Source organism: Georgenia sp. SUBG003 (assembly GCF_000715355.2).
In the GTDB taxonomy this organism is placed as follows: domain Bacteria; phylum Actinomycetota; class Actinomycetes; order Actinomycetales; family Actinomycetaceae; genus Georgenia.
This window is the reverse complement of the sequence record NZ_CP180204.1, coordinates 4,788,786-4,807,483: the sequence shown is the minus strand read 5'-3', so window position 1 is coordinate 4,807,483 and position 18,698 is coordinate 4,788,786. Positions and strand designations below refer to the sequence as shown.

The following is an 18,698-nucleotide window of genomic DNA, read 5'->3' as shown; positions in this document are numbered from 1 at the left end:
CTCCATCGGCTCCGAGCTGGCCCGGCAGGTGCACCGGTTCGGCCCGGCGAGCCTGATCCTGCTCGACCGCGACGAGTCCGGGCTGCACGGGGTGCAGCTGTCGATCTACGGCCACGCCCTCCTGGACACCCCGGACGTCGTGCTCTGCGACATCCGGGACGAGCAGGCGCTGCGCGAGGTGTTCGAGAAGCGGCCGGAGGTGGTCTTCCACGCCGCGGCCCTGAAGCACCTGCCGATGCTCGAGCAGTACCCCCGACGAGGGTGGAAGACGAACGTGCTGGGCACGCGCAACGTGCTCCAGATGGCGACCGAGCAGGGCGTCGAGCGGTTCGTCAACATCTCCACCGACAAGGCGGCGGACGCCCGGTCCGTCCTCGGTGCGACCAAGCGCGTCGCCGAGCGGCTCACCTCGTGGTACGCCGAGCACCACGCCGGCACGTACGTCTCCGTGCGCTTCGGCAACGTGCTCGGCTCGCGGGGATCCGTGCTGCACACGTTCCGCGAGCAGATCGCCCGGGGCGGTCCGGTCACGGTCACCGACCCCGAGGTCACGCGCTGTAGATGGGCCACGGCACCCCGGGCGGGAAGAGCTGGCTCTTGAGGAAGCTGCCCGCCGCCCTGGGCTTGACGCCCGCCACGATGAAGGTGACGTAGGAGAGGAGCGCGAACACCAGCGGCATGCCGATGACGGAGGACCCGGCGATGTTCAGGAACGGGAGGATGCCCGTGATGTTCATGAACAGGACGCCGAAGAAGATCACCACGAGGATCGGGGTGTACCTCCGGCCGATCTCACGGCCGAGCGACTCCTCCGCGATGCCCTTGCGGACGAAGTCGACGGCCATCTCGCCCATCGACTGCACGCGGCCGGGGACGAGCTGGAGCTTCCGGGTCGCGAGCCAGAAGAAGAGGATGAGCATCGCGGTCGCGATGAGCCGCACCAGCGTGATCCGGTTGAACTCGAAGATCGTCCCCTCGAAGAGGACGTCAGATCACTAGGCGCCTTGATTGGGCCCCATGCAGAGCGGGGAGCCCAATGACTGACACCCGAACTGACTTATGCCCCCCCGCGACTGACGGGGTGGCGCCGGGTGCACTCGTCGACAAAGCCAGGCGCGGCCCAGACCGAGGGCTTCCAGTCCCAGATCTACAAAGCCATCTCGGTGCAGCGCCGTGGTGATCGAGTACCTGAAGTCGCTTCGTCGGGACAAGCCTGACGCCTCCGCCACGGAGATTCTCAAGGAGCTCGACCGCCGCTACGTCACCACAGTGACAACCGCCAGCACGGGGGGTCGGTGCATCGGCAGCGATCCCGGGCGTCGGCATCCCGGTCGCCCTCGGCCTCGGAGTTGCCGACCTGCTCTTCTTCTACGAGACGAGCGCGCTGTACGTCCTTGCCGTCGCGGAACTTCACGGTCGATCTCGGCGAGTCGCCCCCTAGTCGGCCACTTACCCGAACTCTCGGCTACCTTCGAGTGCGCGTCGAGCCGAGTAAAAGAGAGCTGAACATCGGGCGCCGAATAGTGAGCGATTTGGCGTAGTTACAAGCCATGACCCGAGCGCAACCCAAGACTAGATCAGCCTTCATGCACCAGCGCACCTAGAGGCGTCCGAGCAGAGGCGCCACTCCTCAATTGTCCACCGATGACTCGGACGACGCGTCGCCAGCGTCTAGAGTTACGACGACCAACCAGGGCACCGGGGTGACAACGGGTAGCTGCTGGAAGATGACTGACGTCTGGGGATAATTCGTGAGCGAGACGTTCGACCCGCTGGGTGCTGCCGATCCGGGCCTTATCGCCACTGCGATTAAGCAGGCCTTAGTCAAGGCGTGCGAGATTCTCTGACGTTCGTACACCGCGAGAGAGGTATCCGAACTTGGCACGCCGTCACCCATGGGTTCGGTTCAGCAGTTTGCGGCCGGCTAGAGTGGACGCACTTCTCGTCACTGCGAAGTTTTCACGTGAAACCCCGCGTTCCCCGCAGGTCAGCCCCGCGATACGGGGTGATGCGCCCCCCCCGGCGTCGGGTTTTTGGCCATCGGAATGATGGCGTCCCTCCAAAAGCGATGCCTCGGCGCGACGATGAACGCGTCCGGATTTTCTGCGACGCCCCCATGGACTCGTCTGGCGTTTCATGCAGCTTTGACGACTTCCACTGCACCAAGCGTTGAGCGCTACGGCAGGAAGCCTGAGAAACATTCTCAGGAACGCCTGGGCAGGATACCGGTTCATGCCCCAGCAGAGCCGACGGTCGGACGCCGATGGAAGCGGCTCATCCTCTGGATGACCGGAGAGCACCGGGCCGCCCGGGAGGCCCTCGAGCATCTGGAACAGTGCCGTGTGTCGACCTGGCCCTCGCCGGTGATGAGTCCGCCGTCGCCGAAGAGCTGGCGGTACAGGGCGGTGCCGCCCATCACGGAGAACCACAGGAACGTCACGAGCGTGGGCACGAGCAGTACACCGATGATGAACTCGCGCACCGTGCGGCCGCGGGAGATGCGGGCGATGAAGATGCCTACGAACGGCGACCAGCTCATCCACCAGCCCCAGTAGTAGGTGGTCCAGCCGGCCAGCCACTCCTCGCCCTGGACCCCCTGGTAGGGCAGCGTCGAGAAGGACAGGCGCACGATGTTCTGCAGGTACGCCCCGATCGACTGGGCGTCCCGCTGCCTGATCCGGGCCCGGGGCGGGACCACGCGCAAGCGTCGCCACTGCTGCCTTTATCTGCGATGAAGGGTCTGCTTCGGTTCTTCGACCTGGCGGCCCGGCGAGCACTTAGGCGGCAAGGAGCCGTTGACCAGGATGGCAGAGCGAGCGCAAACGGTGCTGCGATTTCGAGCAACAATTGTCCACAACTCAACTACGGTGTCCCTTATGGCGCAGGACCTCGCAGTGCCCGACCCGCCCCAAGCCCTCAAGGAGTGGCTGGCAGCCCGAAATCGTGCTGACTCGGTGCTCGCGCACGGCTTCCAACTTTCGCTCGACTGGTGGAACAACCACCTGGCCGGACTGCCCGGAACTCCGCTGACAAGTAAGGAAGGGGACACTGCCGGGGCGGGCCGGGTCGATCGGAGCGACGTCTTCGCGTTGGCGCCGGCCCTGCCGGTCCACCGGGCGCTGCAGCTGGCGCTCGAGCCACTTGGCGGCCAGCGTCCCGTAGGTGCCCGGCTCCTCTTGGAGGCCGAAGACCGTCAATCCGTCGTTCGTGTACTCATGGTTGTCGAGCAGATACTCATCACCCCACTCGCCTTGGAGCGCCCGGCATCCCCGGCCGTCGTCCCAGTAGCCGATCTGCAGGGTGCAATGCCCAGGCGGTACATCCACCCCCGGGCACGTCGGTCATCACCACCAACGGGCGGAGGCCCGCGACGACCCGGAAAGCGTCCAGGGCTACGTCGGGGACGGCCCAGTGAGAGACGTGGGCGGCGAAGGAGAGAAGGAATTCACGTTCTGCGTCAGTCCGCGGAGCATCCCCTGTGAGCGGCGTCCCCATCCCGCCAACGTAGAGCAACACAGAGCCGGACGATCCGTGTTCACTCTGGCCCTCTCCGTTGACAATCCCAGCAAGGCGTGTCCGGCAAGGTCCAGAAGGTTGCTTTCGACGTCCTCGAGAAGCGTGGCTGGGACCTCGACGCCGTGTGCCTGTCCTACGTCGGCTACGAGGGCGGCGATGCGCGCGTCAAGGCCGAGAAGAGCATCGTCGGCAAGATCGTGAGGAAGCACGGCGGTATCAAGCTCGGCCGCGGACCGGGCGCGCTGTACGACCAGAAGAAGTTCGACACCCCGTACATCCGCGACTTCCTCCTCGACATCGGCGCGATGGGTGACGTCTCGGAGACCGCGGCCCCGTGGTCTCGGCTCATGGACGTCTACACCGGCACCCCACGACCCGCTTCCTTATGTCTCTAGACCAATCTGTGGACCTCGTCTACCACGCATTTCTGAACGCCGCCCCCTGGCGATCTTTTCGTGCGAAAGGCTCCTGCTAGCACGGTTCACACACTTGCCCTCGCTGTAGCTTCGCTACTGGGATACGACGAGCCAGAGGTGCGGGTAATCGGGGTCCGGCACGGCGAAAAGATGCACGAAACCCTTCTCAGCCGCGAAGAGATGGTCACCGCAGAGGACCAGGGCGGGTACTTCCGCGTCCCGCTCGATGCGCGGTCCATGCAGTACGAGCTCTACTTCGACGAGGGTGACACGAAGACCGCACGCTGCGATATCACGTCGGACGGAAGCACGCCCGAAACGCCTTTACCGTCGAGCAGACAAGAGAACTTCTGCTAATTATACCTCGGGCACCGAGGAAGAGTTCTTCACCGGCCTCCTCGAACTAGGACAGATCGAGCAGCCCCATGCGAGATCTATGGGTCGGCTTCGTCGCGACTCTGACCCCGATAGGCGCATCGTCAAGTTGCGACAGGAGATCATCGACCGACACTGGTGATGTTCGAATCGATCAGCGGCCTACGAGATTTGAAGGAAAAGCTAACTGATCGTCTCAAGTCGTGGGGAGGAGCTCGCGGGCACCAAGATCCCGCAGCATGTCGACTTGCTGCCGTCGGGGAAGGACGTTCTGCGGGCGGCAAATCTGCGACTCCAGGGCGAGAAGCTCATCGACCTTGGCCAGGCTGATGCTGGCCGCGCCTCGCTCCATGAGGCCGCCGTTCTTGGTGGCCAGCTGAGCGTTGGCGTACGCACCTTTGAGAACTGTACAGTGGACGCGAGCATCTTTGATCTTTTGTGGTCAAGTTTTTAAGAGCATTCGGTGGATGCCTTGGCACCAGGAGCCGAAGAAGGACGTTGTAGCCTGCGATAAGCCTCGGGGAGCTGGCAAACGAGCTGTGATCCGAGGGTGTCCGAATGGGGAAACCCGGCCAGAGTCATGTCTGGTTACCCGCGCCTGAATATATAGGGCGTGTGGGGGGGAACGCGGGGAAGTGAAACATCTCAGTACCCGCAGGAAGAGATATTCCGTGAGTAGTGGCGAGCGAAAGCGGACGAGGCTAAACCGGGGGTGTGTGACAGCCGGCGGGCGTTGCACCCTCGGGGTCGTGGGACCTGCTGACCAGCTCTGCGGCGATCCGCTGGTTCCTGGCCAGGTCCTGCCCGAGTCGCTGCTCGACCCCCCTTCGGAAGAAGCCGGCGATCCTGGAGCTCGGTCAGTTCCTGATAGTTCAGGCTGAGCTCGCTTCCGTCGAGGCGCGCTGGTTCACCCGCGCAAGGATGCCCTTGTCCTGCAGGGCGCGGTACATGTCGCCGTCGAACGCCCCCCTTCTCAAGACGGTTGTCGTAGCGCCGCACCAGGCGGTGCGTCTCCGCCTCGTTCGTGCCACGGAAGGGCGTTGCGGTGAGCCCAAGGAGGAGGCGGCGCTCCCGCCGGGACCTACCTCGGCCGAGCCAGTCGAGGACGGCGGTGTACATGGGCGCCACTGAAGTGTGCGCCTCGTCCACGACGACCATGTCGGCGCCCGTGAGCCACTGGTAGGACGGTGACGACTGCGCGTTCATCAGCGTCTGCGGTGTCGAGACGACGACCGACTTGTACGTAGTTGTCGGGGTCGGTAAACCCCTCGTCGATCGACCGTCGACTTGGTCCAGGACGTCGACGAGCTCTCGAAGAAGGCCGGCTGGTATCCGGCTGTCGCTGCGGAGCCGTCGGTATGTTTCGTCCGCTACCAGGACATCGACGCCGACGGGGGCTCGATGACCAGGGCGCTCGACTGGGTGTTCGATACCTGTTGCCGCCGGGGCGAAGGCCCACCGTGTTCGGGACCCGTCCACCGTCCGTGCTGAAGGCAGCAGAACGAGTCTTCGTGCGGGGAGGAGTTCGATGTCTTCGCCGGCGGCGCACTCGAGACAGAGCAGGCGCGGGTTCGGCGCTGCCGCTTCAGCTTGCACCCGGGGACCCGCCTTGAGGGTGCCCGGGGCAAGGGCGGTGAGCTGCTCGGCGAGAGCGACCAGTGCGGCCTCGACCGAGCTGGACGGGGACGTGGAGCGCACGAGGTGGCGCTACTCCCTGATGAACTGGGGACACGACCCACTCAAGGACTGACCCGGCGGACGACGCTGGCGCGCCGGCGGGGATGCGCACCGCGCAGCGGCGGTGGGCCGTGCGTGAGATGCACCGAACCCCCGGCCTTTCGGGCCGGGGTGTCGGGTGTTGGGGGGTCTGGCCGTGTCGGGGTGCGGCGGGTGGTTGGTGGTCAGCGGAGCCAGCTGTTGCCGACCTTGCCGGCCCACCACTTGCCCAGGCCCCAGGTGTCGCCGGCGAGGGTGGTGGCGGAGATGATCAGGACCGCGGCCTCGATCCAGTGGGAGTCGGTGATGGGGTTGGTGCCGCCGATGGCGAGGGGGAGCTCGGCGAGGTACATGAAGAGCATGAGCAGGGAGCCGGTGACGGCGGCGATCTTCAGCATTCTTCAAAAGGCACGCCGTCACCCCCAGCCATGGAGGCTCCGACGGATTGTAAGCATCCGGTTTCAGGTACTATTTCACTCCCCTCCCGGGGTACTTTTCACCTTTCCCTCAGGTACTTGTCCGCTATCGGTCACCAGGTAGTATTTAGGCTTACCAAGTGGTCTTGGCAGATTCACACGGGATTTCACGGGCCCCGTGCTACTCGGGATCCCTGCAAGGAGGCCACGACGTTTCGTCTACGGGGGTCTCACCCACTGTGCCCGGCCTTCCCCAGACCGTTCGACTACACCGCGACTTTCTCACTCCCCACCAGCCCGGCAGAGCTGGTCAGCAGGTCCCACGACCCCGAGGGTGCAACGCCCGCCGGCTGTCACACACCCCCCGGTTTAGCCTCGTCCGCTTTCGCTCGCCACTACTCACGGAATATCTCTTCCTGCGGGCACTGAGACGCGATCATCGCCACCGGCTCCACCGTGCGGCTGCTGCCGGCGTGGAGCTGAGCGAGAACGTCGTGACGTACGAGAAGCAGATCCTCAGCCGGGAGCTGCCCCGGTCGATCGTCGTCGGTGCCGGGGCGATCGGCATGGAGTTCGGCTACGTGCTGGCCAACTACGGCGTCGACGTCACGATCGTGGAGTATCTGGACCGTCCGCTGCCGATGGAGGACGCGGAGGTCTCCAAGGAGGTCGGTCGCCAGTACCGCAAGCTCGGCGTCACCATCCTCACCTCCACCAGGGTCGAGACCGTCGTGGACGACGGCGGGAAGGTCACCGTGACGTACACGGACGCCAAGGGGGCGGCGGGCGAGCTGGTGGCGGACCGGGTGCTCATGTCCATCGGGTTCGCCCCGCGCGTGGACGGCTTCGGTCTCGAGACCACGGGGGTGGAAGCCGTACCGAACACCAATACCAAGCTATAGTAAGTCCCGGGGTCTTTCCGTCCTGCTGCGCGAAACGAGCATCTTTACTCGTAGTGCAATTTCGCCGAGTTCGCGGTCGAGACAGCGGAGAAGTCGTTACGCCATTCGTGCAGGTCGGAACTTACCCGACAAGGAATTTCGCTACCTTAGGATGGTTATAGTTACCACCGCCGTTTACTGGGGCTTAAATTCTGAGCTTCGCCTCGCGGCTGACCCGTCCTCTTAACCTTCCAGCACCGGGCAGGCGTCAGTCCGTATACATCGTCTTGCGACTTCGCACGGACCTGTGTTTTTTAGTAAACAGTCGCTTCTCCCTGGTCTCTGCGGCCCGAAAGGGCTAAGAAGGGTTCCGAGGACGGCGGATATGACGAGCGTGACCGCAGCGATCGAGACGGAGAAGCGCCCGCCCCACATCAGCCGGGAGAGGACGTCCCGACCAGATGGTCCGTCCCGAGAAGGTGTCCCGCACCGGTAGGCGCCAACCGATTCGCAAGATCTGCGCGGCAGGGTCGTGCGGCGCCAGCCAAGGGTGAGCAGGAGCACCGCCACGACGAAGACCAGGGCGCTCAGACCGATCCGGAGGTTGAGCGGCCACGGCCTGCGGACCTTTCGCCGACGGACCGGAGCGGAGATGCGTGCAGTGTCAGCGGTGTCAGGAACCTCGACCTGTTCGGCCACGGGATAGTCAACGAGAGGCATTGGACGACCTCACTGTGGGATTGATGAGTGCGTAGAGAACGTCCGTCAGGGTCGTGATGAGGACCGTGAGCGCCGACCGGCCCTGAGCCTCCGGGGCATCGAACGCCGTGGGTGAGCACGCTGTTAGTTCGTCAGGCTCGTAGTTCACGCGCACGGAATCGCCGGACCACATCCCTCCGGTACGCCGCCTTGGTGGCTCCCGAGACAGCGGCGGCCGGTACACCGGCATATGCGAGCTGCGCCGCCAGCGACTCGGCGTTCTCCACCGACGTTGCGAACAGGAGCACGGTCCAGTCCTCGGGCAGATCCACGATCGACTGGACGATCCGCTGGTTCCTGGCCAGGTCCTGCCCGAGTCGCTGCTCGACCCCCCTTCGGAAGAAGCCGGCGATCCTGGAGCTCGGTCAGTTCCTGATAGTTCAGGCTGAGTCTCCACGGCAACAGCACGCATAGAATATGAAAGAGCGGGGTGACACAGAAAAAGGAATGCCAGCAAGTTCACCCAGCCTCACGAGACGTAAAGGTGCTTGCGATGCGCCTTCCCGCCGCTGCCAGTGACAACCAGGCGCCACGGTCTCGCCCTTCCAGATGCTCCTTAATCGCTGAGTACACCTCGTCAGGCAGAACCGTGTACGGCTGCGAACGTCCGCGTGTCGGGATGTGCAGAATCCGGCGCCCGTCAAGTTCTCCGAGGTGGGACACCTCAGCGCCGCAAACCTCTTCTGGGCGCAGGGCGCAGATTCCTAGGAGTCCGACGATCACCCGTTCACCCGGACGCCGCGCCGCCCGCCACAATAGTCCGATTTGTTCGGCAGTCAGTGCTTGACGGATAGGCCTCTGAAATGCACGTACCGAACATCTGCAGCATCGAGAGCTGCGCTGAGAGCGCGCTTAGAGAATCCCGCCTTGCGAGAGATGGGGTTGAGCCGCACATCCGCAACGGTCTTCGCGCCGGTGGCCTTGGTGAGCGCGAGAAGGTCGATCGAACGCCCCTCGTAGCCCCAGCCGATCAGTCGCTCCGGGGCACAGGTCATGCCCCCGATCGTCCCACACGAGGAGATCGCCACCTGCGCCCCCTGCCGGACCGGCCCCGGCCGACGGGAGTCAGAGTGCGCTCAAGCAGCGGGCACGAGGGGCGAGATTTCGGGACTCATCTGCCTTGGGTCGCGCGTTGATCGGGCGCGCACCGCGTGCACCCACCGGTTTTGAGCCGGTTCGGCACGGTTCCCTTTTGTACATGGCCCGGCCCTGGCGTGGTGGCCGGCTACCGCCAGCAGAACGCCACCAGGCGCGAGGAACGCGTCACGGTGTACGCCGAGGCGCTGCGCGCGGTCGAGGACTATCTCGAGTCGCCTTACCTCATCATGCGCCGCGACGGGGCCCACCAAGCCCGCATGGACCTGGTTCGGCACGTGAGCGACATCCAATCCCGCCTCGCCTTCCACCGTGCCTGGCTCCAGATCCACGCCGCCTCCGAGACGTCCACGGCGTACGAGGAGCTCGTGCTCTGCGCCAAGGCCGAGGCTGGTAAGCAGATGACCGACGCGTGGCGCTCTCGACCGACGCGCCGCGATGCCAGGGCTCTCGCGATCTCGACCCGGCGCTGCTCGCCGTAGGGCAGCTGGGACGCCAGGAGGTCCTCGTCCAGCGAGAACCCGACGAAGTCGAGCCAGCCGCGCGCGTCCTCCAGGCACTGCGCCTCCACCCGCCGGTAGCGGGGGGGTGTGGAGGATGGCGTCGACGTTCTGCCTGATCCGGGCGTGCATGGCCGTCTTGACGTTGTCGACGACCGTCATCTCCCGGAACATGCGCACGTTCTGAAAGGTCCGGCCGAGGCCCAGCTTGACGATCGAGGACGGCAGCTTGCGGACGATGCTCTCGCCGCCGAACAGGATGTCCCCGGAGGTGGGCCGGTAGAACCCGGTGATGCAGTTGAACGCGCTCGTCTTGCCCGCGCCGTTCGGGCCGATCACGAGATGATCTCCCCCGGCGTAGGCATCGAAGGTCAGCCCGTCGACCGCCTTGACCCCGCCGAACCGCAACCGTGACGCTTGGCGTAGTCCACGATGCTCATCTGAAACTTCAGACAACGGAGCCACGATGACGGGTGGAAACGTCAGCATCCACGAGTGCATCAATTGCGCGGTTAACGGTGCTTCCAGAGCACGGCGAGACTTCTCCGCCATCCTCAAGCTTGGCCTTGCCGAGCAAGTCCCTCAACTCGCCCGGAGCAAAGTGTGCGTGGCCGTCTAATTGCACGCGGCCAATAGCCAAGAGCAACATTCGCGCCTGTACGGACGGCGTAGTGTCTGGGTCAGGATTAGCGCCCAACGCCAGTGCCTTTGCTCGTTCTATTGCGGTCCAGTCCTGGAGCAACACAGGTCTACGTTTGTTTGACTTACCAGTCACCAGCGCACCACCATTCCCTCCAAGCAAATTCTCGTTCATGCCAGGATTTCATCGAGGCCGCCGACAGCCTCGGCTTCACTCGCCGATTCATCATCGTCCGTCACGTCCTGCCCAACGCCCTGAGTCCGCTGCTGGCTCACGCGGCTCTGAGGTTCGGGCACAAACTCATCACCGTGGGCGCCCTGTCCTTCCTGGGCCTCGGCGTGCAACCGCCGGCTTCGGACTGGGGGCGATGCTGGCCGACGGTCAGCCGTACATGACCAGTGCGGCCGGTCTGGTCATCTACCCCGGCCTGGCGATCTTCCTACCGCACTTGCGGTCACGTTCATCGGGCAGGGCATCGAGACACGAAGGCAAGGACGAGGACATGAGCACGACTGAGCCGGCGAGGAGTCGACCGAAGGCGGCCCGCGGCGCGAGCGGCGCGCCACAGGTACGCAAGCGGACCCTGTCCTCGGTCATCACCGGCGGCGACGTTCGAGTGAAAGGCGGACCTGTCCGGGAGAGATCGCCGCATAGACCAGTGTGGCGAGCGCGAGGGCAATCGAACAGGTACCGACGCGGCGGGCGTCATGAGGTATTGGATCATCGGAAGCCGCCTTGGGGGCCAGGTACACCGAAGATGTGCGGCGACACCTTGATGCCGAGTTCGTCGAACTTGTCCGTGAACCGCGGACGGATCCCTGTGGGAATAGGGCGGCCGAGGAACCTCCCGTTACGTCGACGCCTGCGGAGTAGTCGAACACGAACGCGTCCTGGAGCGTGACCGTCTGACCTTCCATCCCCTGGACCTCGGTGACGGCGGTGACTCGACGGGTGCCGTCGCGCAGTCGGCTGACGCACCTCGCCGACGTCGTCGAGATCCTCGACGAGGACCCGTCCGCCTGACCGCCCACGCCGCACCCCCCCACTCTCCGCGAGCCGTCAACTTCTCCGCGAGAGGTCAACTTCTCCGCGAGAGGTCGAGATCTCCGCGAGAACTCACGTCCTCACCAGCATGCGAGCGGGGGTCTTCCCCGCCGGTACCACCTTCGCCGCAGATGACATCTCGCGGAAGAGATGACATCTCGCCGAAGAGATGACACCTCGCCGAAGAGATGACACCTCGCGGAAGAGATGACATCTCGTTGAGAAGATGTCTCGCGAGCGGAGGCGGGCGGCGGCGGGAGCCAGCCGCCCCGGGTCAGTCGAGCAGGTCGTGCCGCACGATCTCAGGCGTGGTGGGTGTCTCCGAACAGGGAGTTCTTCCACCCGCCGAAGGAGTGGTAGCCCACCGGGACGGGGATCGGCACGTTGATGCCGACCATGCCCACCTCCACCTCGTCGCCGAAACGCCGGGCGGCTCCGCCGTCGTTCGTGAAGATCGCCGTGCCGTTGCCGTAGGGGTTGGCGTTCACCAGGTCGACCGCCTCCTCGTAGCTGCCGACGCGCAGCACCGACAGGACCGGGCCGAAGATCTCGTCGGTGTAGACGCTCATCTCCGGGGTGACCAGATGTAGCCGGAGACGTACCAGAGCGGGAAGGCCATGACGAGGCCGACGAGCAGCACGAGGCCGAGGTTGGCTCCGTAGAGCTCGGTCGCGGTGACCGGGCCGGGGTGCGGGGACGAAGACGTGCATGACCGAGAAGGCGGCGGCCGCCGGGATGCCGAACAGCAGCACGTTGTTCCCGAGGCGGCGGGCGACGGCGAAGATGATCGGCAGCATGACCACGAGGCCGGCGTCGAAGAAGATCGGGAAGCCCATGATGAGGGAGGCGATGCCGAGCGCGAACGGGGCCCTCCGCTCGCCGAACACGTCGACGAGCTTGTTGGCGAGAACCATCGCGCCGCCGCTGTGCTCGACGAGCTTGCCCAGCATGGCTCCCAGTCCCACCAGCAGTGCGACGGACCCGAGGGTGCCGCCGAAGCTCGACACCATCGTGTGTTTCCGCAGGAGCCCTTCGACGTCAGCGCTCGTCGATGAGGAGATCCCCTCCGGCCTTTCCCTTGAGAAGCTCGGTCAGCTTGTCGGTACTGTAAACCGGTAACCAGCCTCGTGCTTTTTCGTAAGCCGAGTCGGGGGAACCACTCCAGGCGACGCTGCCAGATATGAACCGACGTCAAATACTTTCACGCCCTTCTTCAGGTAAGGTGTGGAAAACGGTATGTGGACGAGAGGACTTTGCTCCGAAGGGTGCCGTCTTTCTCGCGGTAGTCAAGCTGAGAATGGAATTGCCCCTCCTCGATCCTGCCGTTCTTCGGATACACCCCGATGGCGGTCTGGGTTTCTAGAACGGTCCGCGCATACAACGGCCCGTCCTCGCTGCTGTACAACCTGGACAGCGTCGAGGTCGTCGACGACCTCACCGCCGTCTTCCACCTCAGAACCCCCGACGACGTCATCTTCCCGCAGATCCTCTCCTCCCCGGTGGGCCCGATCGTCGACGAGGACGTCTTCTCCGCCGACTCCGTCACGCCGTCGGACGAGATCGTGTCGGGCAACGCCTTCGCCGGGCAGTACACGATCACCGACTACACCGAGAACGAGCTCATCCGGTACGAGGCGTTCGACGGGTACGACGCGTCCTCGCGCCGCCGAGACGGGGACGGTCACGGCGCAGTACTTCACCGAGGAGACCTCCCTGAAGCTCGCGGTGCAGGAGGGCGACGTCGACGTGGCGTTCCGCTCCCTGAGCCCGACGGACCTCAAGGACCTCGAGGGGGCGGACAACCTCACCAGAGGCAGGTCCGCGCGACCCGCATACGACTGCAGAAGAGAGAAGCAGATGGCAACGCGCAGCAAGAACTACCGCAAGGCCGCCGAGCGTATTCACGACGGCGAGATCTACGCGCCCCTCCAGGCCGTCCGGCTGGCCAAGGAGACCGCGACCACCAAGTTCGACTCCACCGTCGAGGTCGTCTTCCGCCTCGGCGTCGACCCCCGCAAGGCAGACCAGATGGTGCGCGGCACCGTCAACCTGCCGCACGGCACCGGCAAGACCGCTCGGGTCCTGGTCTTCGCCGTCGGTGACCGTGCTTGCGGCCGCAACCGGGTAGCGCTCATCGATTCCAAGCTATGGAAGCCCGCCCTTTACGAGCTGGACCCGTGGCGGAAGATCCTTGGCAACAAGCAGACGCACGCGGGCTACCACACGAGCCTCGGCACGGCGATCGAGCGCGTCCGCGCACTCATTCCGGCAGCCGAGGTGCGTGGCTGGATCGTGGTGCATCCCAACGCGCCCAGCACCGTCGGTGTCGTCAACTCGTGCACGTTCATGCAAGTGACAGGTCGGCGGGGCGCTGTGGACCATGGAGAACTGGACCACCGCGTGGGAGACGCTCTCGCCGTCGATCTGGCGCTCCGTCCAGATGGTCGTCCCGGCGTCGATCATCTCCGCGTTCCTGGGGTCGATGAACGGGTTCGTGCTCTCGCGCTGGTCCTTCCGGCGCGAACATCGTCTTCACGCTGATCCTGTTCGGGATGTTCATCCCGTACCAGGCGGTGATGATCCCGCTGCTGCAGCTGCTGCTGGAGCTCCAGGTCCCGAGCGGCATCCCCTCCCTGATCCTCGTGCACGTCATCTACGGCATCCCGATCACCACGCTGATCTTCCGCAACTACTACGAGTCGGTGCCGCGGGAGCTCGGCGGCACGCGTCTGGCCGCGGCACCGTTGGGCTTGTCCACCCCGAGACCCATTTCACGGACGAGAAGGCCGGAATCCTGCGTCGAGCCACGTACCAGCGGCTGCGCCGGCACTGGCAGTTCCTCAACGAGCTAATGCTCTTCGATACGACCACCACGTGAGCTACGGCGTGCACGTGTATGGCGCCGCCCCGGGAGCCGGCTTTCCTTCACGCGACGTCTGTACCACCCCGGACACCGTAGAGCGGTCCTTCAGGCATGACGGCACCGGACTGGAGCCGGGCCTCAAGGACCCCCGGCGGCAACTGGGATCTACGCCCCCCACTCCAACCGGATTATCGAGGTCACACCCGAGGTGCTGAGAACCTGGCATGACGTACTTGAAAAACGACGACCTGCCAGTTGGAAATACCCGCATGGTTTATACGGTGAGCCGCTCCTCGGCTGATGTGCTCGGCAAGCTCGTGGCTGCCCCGCGGGTTGGTTCACTCGGCTTGAAGTTCTCTCGAGGTTGGGACGAAAGCCGAGATCGAAAGGCGGGCCCCCGTACGAGGAGGCGCGGGCAAGGGTGCTGCTCGCCCGCGCGTGCGCTCTTCTGCGGGACGCCGAGACGTCGCAGCGCGAGACCGGCGTGGCCCGCGAGATCTTCGAGCTCGGTGCGGATCCGGACCTCAGGTCCCTGGACGGAAGCCGGCTTCTCACCGAACGCGAGACCGAGGTGCTGAGCCTGGTCGTCACCGGAGCGACGAACCGTGCGATCGCCGCCGAGCTCGTGCTGAGCGAGCGCACCGTGGACCGGCACGTGAGCAACATCTTCGCCAAGCTGGGCGTGTCGTCCCGGGCGGCGGCCACCGCCCGCGCCCTCGAGCTGCAGCTGGTACCCACGCGCAGTGCCTCGGAAGATGGGTAGTCTCGCCGACGCGCGAGGCCACCGTGGCTCCCTAGCGTCCATCGCTATCATCAGGTACCACGGCGGTGAGTGCAGTCCTGACGCTTGCGATCCTCATACTCGCGACGAGCAAGGGCCAACTGGCAGACATTGCGGGTTACTCAGCTGGGGCAAGCGTCGGTGCTCTTACAGCGGTCCTCCTGGGGGGGCACTACCCTGGTGTATGTCAACGGAGACCGCAGCGTCGAGGCGGCTGTCCTTCGTATAAGGTGGCGTCTGATCGCGCCTGCTCTGATAGTGGCGGGCGTTGCAGGCGGCGTTCTCTACGCCGCTCTCTCCGGGATTGCTGCGTTGCCCGTAATCCTCGGCGGGTTGACGGTTGCTTTCAACAATCTTGCTGAGCTTGAGTCAGCCCGACTGCAGAAGCACTTGCCACGGTCAGCATTGCACGCGCGACATTAGTTTCGCGCTCGGCGGGCCTCTTCACGAGGTTCAGGAGCATGACGATCGCGACGAGGGTGAGCGCCGTGGCCCAGGCCCGCTCGACCCCGACACCACCCTGCGCGTACTGGCGGTAGGCGAACACCGGGAGCGTCGCCATGCGGCCCTCGAAGGGGTCGTTGTTCGTGGTGGCGATGATGCCCGTGGTCATCAGCAGCGGGGCGGTCTCGCCGATCACGCGGGCGATCGCGATCATCACGCCGGTGGTGATGCCGGCGATGGCGGTCCGGAGCACCACCTGACCACGGTGAGCCACTTCGGCACGCCGAGGGCGTAGGAGGCCTCGCGCAGCTCGTTGGGGACGAGGCGCAGCATCTCCTCCACGGAGCGCACCACCACCGGGGTCATGAGGACGGCGAGCGCGACGGCCCCCATGAACGCGGAGCGGTAGGCGGGCCCGACGATGATCGTGAAGAACGCGAAGGCGAACAGGCCGGCGACGATGGACGGGATGCCCGTCATGACGTCCACGAGGATGGTAATCGCGCGGGCGAGCCGTTCGCTGCGTGCGGGCACGGACCGCACCGTCGGTGTCGTCGTTGACAGCATCGGCGATGTCTTCTTCGCGCAGCTGGTGGCAAAGGTCGAAGCGGTACTCGAGGACGCCGGATACCGGGTGCTCATCGCCTCGAGCAACCGCATCCAGCAGCGTGAGCGCGACACGTCAAAACCTGGTCCAGCGTCGGTGCGCGGGCATAATCGTCGCACCGACGAGCCGGGACTCCCTCGCAGGAATGCGGCTGCGAGACGTGCCGGTTGTCTTCGTCGACCGGGTCGGAGATCTGCCTGCCGCCCAGTCCGTCGTCGCGGACGACTTCGGCCTCGCGCGGCTCGGCCCCGGCCTCGATGGCCTGGGTCGCACGGTCACGACGGCGAAGACCAGGACCCGAGCGGTCTTGCCGGTGCCGTGCGGCAGGTTGACGGTGCCGCGCACCATCTGGTCTGCCTTGCGGGGTCGACGAGGCGGAAGACGACCTCGACGGTGGAGTCGAACTTGGTGGTCGCGGTCTCCTTGGCCAGCCGGACGGCCTGGAGGGGCGCGTAGATCTCGCCGTCGTGAATACGCTCGGCGGCCTTGCGGTAGTTCTTGCTGCGCGTTGCCATCTGCTTCTCTCTTCTGCAGTCGTGGTATGCGGGTCCGCGCGGACCCTGCCACTACGGCGCCGGGGCGGCGCCGTTATTCGGGATGTTCGGTCAGCCCTCGACGGTGATGCCCATGGAGCGGGCGAGCGCAGCCAGGGCGAGATCGTCTCCCGGTAGTCGTAGCCGTGCGCGCCACCGAGCAGCTGGAGCTGGATGGTCGCCCACATGGCCAGGAGGATCGGGATCGCGAGCATGACGTACATGAACTTGTCCACCCGGGTGGCCAGGAACACCGGTCCGGTCACGCGCCGGCGGTAGATCAGCAGCACCAGCCCCACCAGGGTCACCACCCCCCGCGACCGACCCCCATGTACGTGGCGATGAAGTGGTACGCCGTCTCGTTGAAGCCCACCGCCTCGGTCCAGTCCTTCGGGATGAGCAGCCCCATGAAGTGCCCGAGACCGACGAAGATGATCCCGAAGTGGAACAGGGGGGAGCCGAGGCGCAGCAGCGTCTTCTCGTACAGCTCGGACGAGCGCGTGGTCCAGCCGAACTTGTCGTAGCGGAGTTCCCTTGTCCGAGCAGGGACGGCAAGCGTTGTTCTGCTTTTGAGCTACTTCGTAGTCGCATGGGTTTACCCGCCGGCTTGGGTCTGGGCGACGTCAAACTGTCGGGTGTCCTCGGCATGTTCCTCGGCTGGTGTGGCTGGTCGCAGGTTCTTCTCGGCACCTTCGCTGCCTTCGCGATCAACGCGCTAGCGCCCTGGTCCTGCTCGCCCTTCGTCGGGTAACGCTGAAGTCGGACGTGCCGTTCGGGCCATCGATGATCCTTGGCGCAGCGGTCGGCGCGGCGTGGGGTCCCGCCGTGTTCCCGTCTCTCAGCTGACTTCTTCGGCAACCCTCGCACCGGTGAGCGCGCTCAGCTCGCGAAGCCGTGCTTCGCATCCTTCGACGATGCGCCACACAGCACCAGGCTTCGCCGCCGCCGAGCGGGGGATGTCAGTGTCACCTACGGTCCTTCTCAGTGACAACCTGTTACCGCACCGGGCCGGGAGGCACCGTCATGAACATCTATGACCGCACAGCGTTCGGCACCACGGTCCGCACAGACTTCGACCGGCTCCGCCGCAGAAGCACGATCCTCGAGAACTCACTCACTGCCAGCGCAACCACCGCCCTGGAAGCCCGGGCACTTGGACATCCGGATTTCGAGGACCTCGACATCGGACAGCGTCGCACTGCTCCGATGGTCGCCGTCTTTCTCGACCTCACCGACTTCACCGGACGCACGTTCTGGGACGACGAGGACGAAGTAGTGGACCTTGCCCACGCGGTGTGGTCAAGTTTAAGAGCATTCGGTGGATGCCTTGGCACCAGGAGCCGAAGAAGGACGTTGTAGCCTGCGATAAGCCTCGGGAGCTGGCAAACGAGCTGTGATCCGAGGGTGTCCGAATGGGGAACCCGGCCAGAGTCATGTCTGGTTACCCGCGCCTGAATATATAGGGCGTGTGGGGGAACGCGGGGAAGTGAAACATCTCAGTACCCGCAGGAAGAGATATTCCGTGAGTAGTGGCGAGCGAAAGCGGACGAGGCTAAACCGGGGGTGTGTGACAGCCGGCGGGCGTTGCACCCTCGGGGTCGTGGGACCTGCTGACCAGCTCTGCCGGGCTGTGACGGGCCGGGCAACCGGGCGCTGAAGTCGATCTCGGACATGCTCAAGGGCAAGCAGGGCCGGTTCCGCCAGAACCTGCTCGGCAAGCGTGTCGACTACTCGGGCCGTTCGGTCATCGTCGTCGGCCCGACCCTGAACCTGCACCAGTGCGGTCTGCCGAAGCAGATGGCCCTGGAGCTGTTCAAGCCGTTCGTGATGAAGCGCCTCGTGGACCTCAACCACGCGCAGAACATCAAGGCGGCCAAGCGCATGGTCGAGCGCTCGCGCCCGCAGGTGTGGGACGTCCTCTCCGAGGTCATCCGCGAGCACCCGGTGCTGCTCAACCGTGCGCCCACCCTGCACCGTCTGGGCATCCAGGCGTTCGAGCCGCAACTCCACATCCTTTCCCACTTACACACGCTTGGGGGCCTTAGCCGGTGGTCTGGGCTGTTTCCCTCTGACCAGAACCTTAGCCCGCAGTCTCACTGCCATGCTCTCACT

The 18,698-nt window shown here is 65.0% G+C and carries 16 protein-coding genes, 10 pseudogenes and 4 other annotated features (1 of these 30 only partly in view); of the genes and pseudogenes, 9 read left to right on the top strand and 17 right to left on the bottom strand.

Going from position 1 to position 18,698, the window contains the following annotated elements; all coding sequences use genetic code 11:
• Position 1 precedes the first annotated feature (1 nt).
• A pseudogene (locus DA06_RS28485) lies at positions 2–583 on the top strand (polysaccharide biosynthesis protein); the annotation flags it as partial.
• On the opposite strand, the gene DA06_RS28480 reads toward DA06_RS28485, so the two are convergent.
• Both DA06_RS28480 and DA06_RS28475 read right to left on the bottom strand, forming a co-directional pair.
• A complete protein-coding gene (locus DA06_RS28480; protein ID WP_418608285.1) occupies positions 549–920 on the bottom strand; it encodes a F0F1 ATP synthase subunit A in 372 nt (123 codons plus the stop codon). The pseudogene DA06_RS28485 and the gene DA06_RS28480 sit on opposite strands and share 35 nt — an antisense overlap.
• A 1,310-nt stretch (positions 921–2,230) precedes the next feature.
• Positions 2,231–2,698: a BCCT family transporter gene (locus DA06_RS28475; RefSeq protein ID WP_418606642.1), complete on the bottom strand. Its 468-nt coding sequence runs from the start codon at positions 2,696–2,698 to the stop codon at positions 2,231–2,233.
• 874 nt (positions 2,699–3,572) lie between these two features.
• On the opposite strand from DA06_RS28475, the gene DA06_RS28470 reads away from it, so the two are divergent.
• Together DA06_RS28470 and DA06_RS28465 are read left to right on the top strand one after the other, a co-directional pair.
• Positions 3,573–3,911 carry an FAD-linked oxidase C-terminal domain-containing protein gene (locus DA06_RS28470; RefSeq protein WP_418606641.1) on the top strand — a complete coding sequence of 113 codons (339 nt, stop codon included), beginning with the start codon at positions 3,573–3,575 and terminating at the stop codon, positions 3,909–3,911.
• A gap of 60 nt (positions 3,912–3,971) precedes the next feature.
• On the top strand, positions 3,972–4,289 hold the full coding sequence (locus DA06_RS28465) for a polysaccharide biosynthesis protein (RefSeq protein ID WP_418606640.1): 318 nt from the start codon (positions 3,972–3,974) through the stop codon (positions 4,287–4,289).
• Positions 4,290–4,503: 214 nt separating this feature from the next.
• Here the strand turns inward: DA06_RS28465 and DA06_RS28460 are convergent, their stop codons facing one another.
• From DA06_RS28460 to DA06_RS28450, 3 genes and pseudogenes are all read right to left on the bottom strand, one after another.
• Positions 4,504–4,659, bottom strand: a complete 156-nt coding sequence (locus DA06_RS28460; RefSeq protein ID WP_418606639.1) for a hypothetical protein — start codon at positions 4,657–4,659, stop codon at positions 4,504–4,506.
• Positions 4,660–4,791: 132 nt separating this feature from the next.
• Positions 4,792–5,153, top strand: a sequence feature (23S ribosomal RNA rRNA prediction is too short).
• 195 nt (positions 5,154–5,348) lie between these two features.
• Positions 5,349–5,786: pseudogene (locus tag DA06_RS28455) on the bottom strand (DEAD/DEAH box helicase family protein); the annotation flags it as partial.
• Positions 5,787–6,208: 422 nt separating this feature from the next.
• Positions 6,209–6,421, bottom strand: a complete 213-nt coding sequence (locus tag DA06_RS28450; protein WP_418606638.1) for a hypothetical protein — start codon at positions 6,419–6,421, stop codon at positions 6,209–6,211.
• 447 nt (positions 6,422–6,868) lie between these two features.
• Between DA06_RS28450 and DA06_RS28445 the strand changes: the two are divergent.
• Positions 6,869–7,311, top strand: a pseudogene (locus tag DA06_RS28445) (FAD-dependent oxidoreductase); the annotation flags it as partial.
• Positions 7,312–7,413: 102 nt separating this feature from the next.
• Positions 7,414–7,722 (bottom strand) — a sequence feature (23S ribosomal RNA rRNA prediction is too short).
• A gap of 449 nt (positions 7,723–8,171) precedes the next feature.
• On the opposite strand, the gene DA06_RS28440 reads toward DA06_RS28445, so the two are convergent.
• Both DA06_RS28440 and DA06_RS28435 read right to left on the bottom strand, forming a co-directional pair.
• Complete coding sequence (locus tag DA06_RS28440) at positions 8,172–8,351, bottom strand: hypothetical protein (protein ID WP_418606637.1); 180 nt, start codon at positions 8,349–8,351, stop codon at positions 8,172–8,174.
• Between the two features lie 504 nt (positions 8,352–8,855).
• A complete protein-coding gene (locus DA06_RS28435) occupies positions 8,856–9,107 on the bottom strand; it encodes a DUF488 family protein (protein ID WP_418606636.1) in 252 nt (83 codons plus the stop codon).
• A gap of 189 nt (positions 9,108–9,296) precedes the next feature.
• Here DA06_RS28435 and DA06_RS28430 point away from each other — a divergent pair, with 189 nt between their 5' ends.
• Complete coding sequence (locus DA06_RS28430; protein WP_418608472.1) at positions 9,297–9,656, top strand: hypothetical protein; 360 nt, start codon at positions 9,297–9,299, stop codon at positions 9,654–9,656.
• Positions 9,657–9,827: 171 nt separating this feature from the next.
• Here DA06_RS28430 and DA06_RS28425 read toward each other — a convergent pair.
• A pseudogene (locus DA06_RS28425) lies at positions 9,828–10,163 on the bottom strand (ATP-binding cassette domain-containing protein); the annotation flags it as partial.
• Positions 10,164–10,376: 213 nt separating this feature from the next.
• Here DA06_RS28425 and DA06_RS28420 point away from each other — a divergent pair.
• Positions 10,377–10,709, top strand: a complete 333-nt coding sequence (locus DA06_RS28420; RefSeq protein WP_418606635.1) for an ABC transporter permease subunit — start codon at positions 10,377–10,379, stop codon at positions 10,707–10,709.
• A 325-nt stretch (positions 10,710–11,034) separates the two neighbouring features.
• Here the strand turns inward: DA06_RS28420 and DA06_RS28415 are convergent.
• The 4 genes and pseudogenes from DA06_RS28415 to DA06_RS28400 form a co-directional block, all read right to left on the bottom strand.
• Positions 11,035–11,288 (bottom strand): annotated as a pseudogene (locus DA06_RS28415) (CpaF family protein); the annotation flags it as partial.
• 381 nt (positions 11,289–11,669) lie between these two features.
• Positions 11,670–11,939: pseudogene (locus tag DA06_RS28410) on the bottom strand (aldehyde dehydrogenase family protein); the annotation flags it as partial.
• Positions 11,939–12,368: pseudogene (locus DA06_RS28405) on the bottom strand (GntP family permease); the annotation flags it as partial. The pseudogenes DA06_RS28405 and DA06_RS28410, both read right to left, overlap by 1 nt.
• Before the next feature lie 203 nt (positions 12,369–12,571).
• Positions 12,572–12,958, bottom strand: coding sequence for a hypothetical protein (locus DA06_RS28400; RefSeq protein ID WP_418606634.1), 387 nt, complete (start codon positions 12,956–12,958; stop codon positions 12,572–12,574).
• A gap of 257 nt (positions 12,959–13,215) precedes the next feature.
• On the opposite strand from DA06_RS28400, the gene DA06_RS28395 reads away from it, so the two are divergent.
• From DA06_RS28395 to DA06_RS28385, 3 genes are all read left to right on the top strand, one after another.
• A complete protein-coding gene (locus DA06_RS28395; protein WP_418606633.1) occupies positions 13,216–13,899 on the top strand; it encodes a hypothetical protein in 684 nt (227 codons plus the stop codon).
• Between the two features lie 11 nt (positions 13,900–13,910).
• A complete protein-coding gene (locus tag DA06_RS28390) occupies positions 13,911–14,210 on the top strand; it encodes a hypothetical protein (RefSeq protein WP_418606632.1) in 300 nt (99 codons plus the stop codon).
• 432 nt (positions 14,211–14,642) lie between these two features.
• A complete protein-coding gene (locus DA06_RS28385) occupies positions 14,643–14,984 on the top strand; it encodes a helix-turn-helix domain-containing protein (protein ID WP_043509400.1) in 342 nt (113 codons plus the stop codon).
• Between the two features lie 364 nt (positions 14,985–15,348).
• Here the strand turns inward: DA06_RS28385 and DA06_RS28380 are convergent.
• The 5 genes and pseudogenes from DA06_RS28380 to DA06_RS28360 all read right to left on the bottom strand — a co-directional run.
• Positions 15,349–15,959 (bottom strand): annotated as a pseudogene (locus tag DA06_RS28380) (PstA family ABC transporter permease); the annotation flags it as partial.
• Positions 15,960–16,294: 335 nt separating this feature from the next.
• Positions 16,295–16,568 (bottom strand): annotated as a pseudogene (locus DA06_RS28375) (50S ribosomal protein L1); the annotation flags it as partial.
• A gap of 182 nt (positions 16,569–16,750) precedes the next feature.
• Positions 16,751–16,876 (bottom strand): annotated as a pseudogene (locus DA06_RS28370) (respiratory nitrate reductase subunit gamma); the annotation flags it as partial.
• Positions 16,877–16,890: 14 nt separating this feature from the next.
• Entirely contained in the window at positions 16,891–17,073 is a 183-nt protein-coding gene (locus tag DA06_RS28365; RefSeq protein WP_418608283.1) for a respiratory nitrate reductase subunit gamma, read from the bottom strand.
• A 623-nt stretch (positions 17,074–17,696) separates the two neighbouring features.
• Entirely contained in the window at positions 17,697–17,876 is a 180-nt protein-coding gene (locus DA06_RS28360) for a hypothetical protein (RefSeq protein ID WP_043506843.1), read from the bottom strand.
• Positions 17,877–17,919: 43 nt separating this feature from the next.
• Positions 17,920–18,321, top strand: a sequence feature (23S ribosomal RNA rRNA prediction is too short).
• 155 nt (positions 18,322–18,476) lie between these two features.
• Positions 18,477–18,698, bottom strand: a sequence feature (23S ribosomal RNA rRNA prediction is too short); it runs 288 nt beyond the window's last position.

Excerpts from the sequence above, each read along its gene's own strand:
- DA06_RS28480 (WP_418608285.1), bottom strand. The coding sequence starts at position 920 with ATGCTCATCCTCTTCTTCTGGCTCGCGACCCGGAAGCTCCAGCTCGTC.
- DA06_RS28460 (WP_418606639.1), bottom strand. The coding sequence starts at position 4,659 with ATGGAGCGAGGCGCGGCCAGCATCAGCCTGGCCAAGGTCGATGAGCTT.
- DA06_RS28395 (WP_418606633.1), top strand. The coding sequence starts at position 13,216 with ATGGCAACGCGCAGCAAGAACTACCGCAAGGCCGCCGAGCGTATTCAC.
- DA06_RS28390 (WP_418606632.1), top strand. The coding sequence starts at position 13,911 with ATGTTCATCCCGTACCAGGCGGTGATGATCCCGCTGCTGCAGCTGCTG.
- DA06_RS28450 (WP_418606638.1), bottom strand. The coding sequence starts at position 6,421 with ATGCTGAAGATCGCCGCCGTCACCGGCTCCCTGCTCATGCTCTTCATG.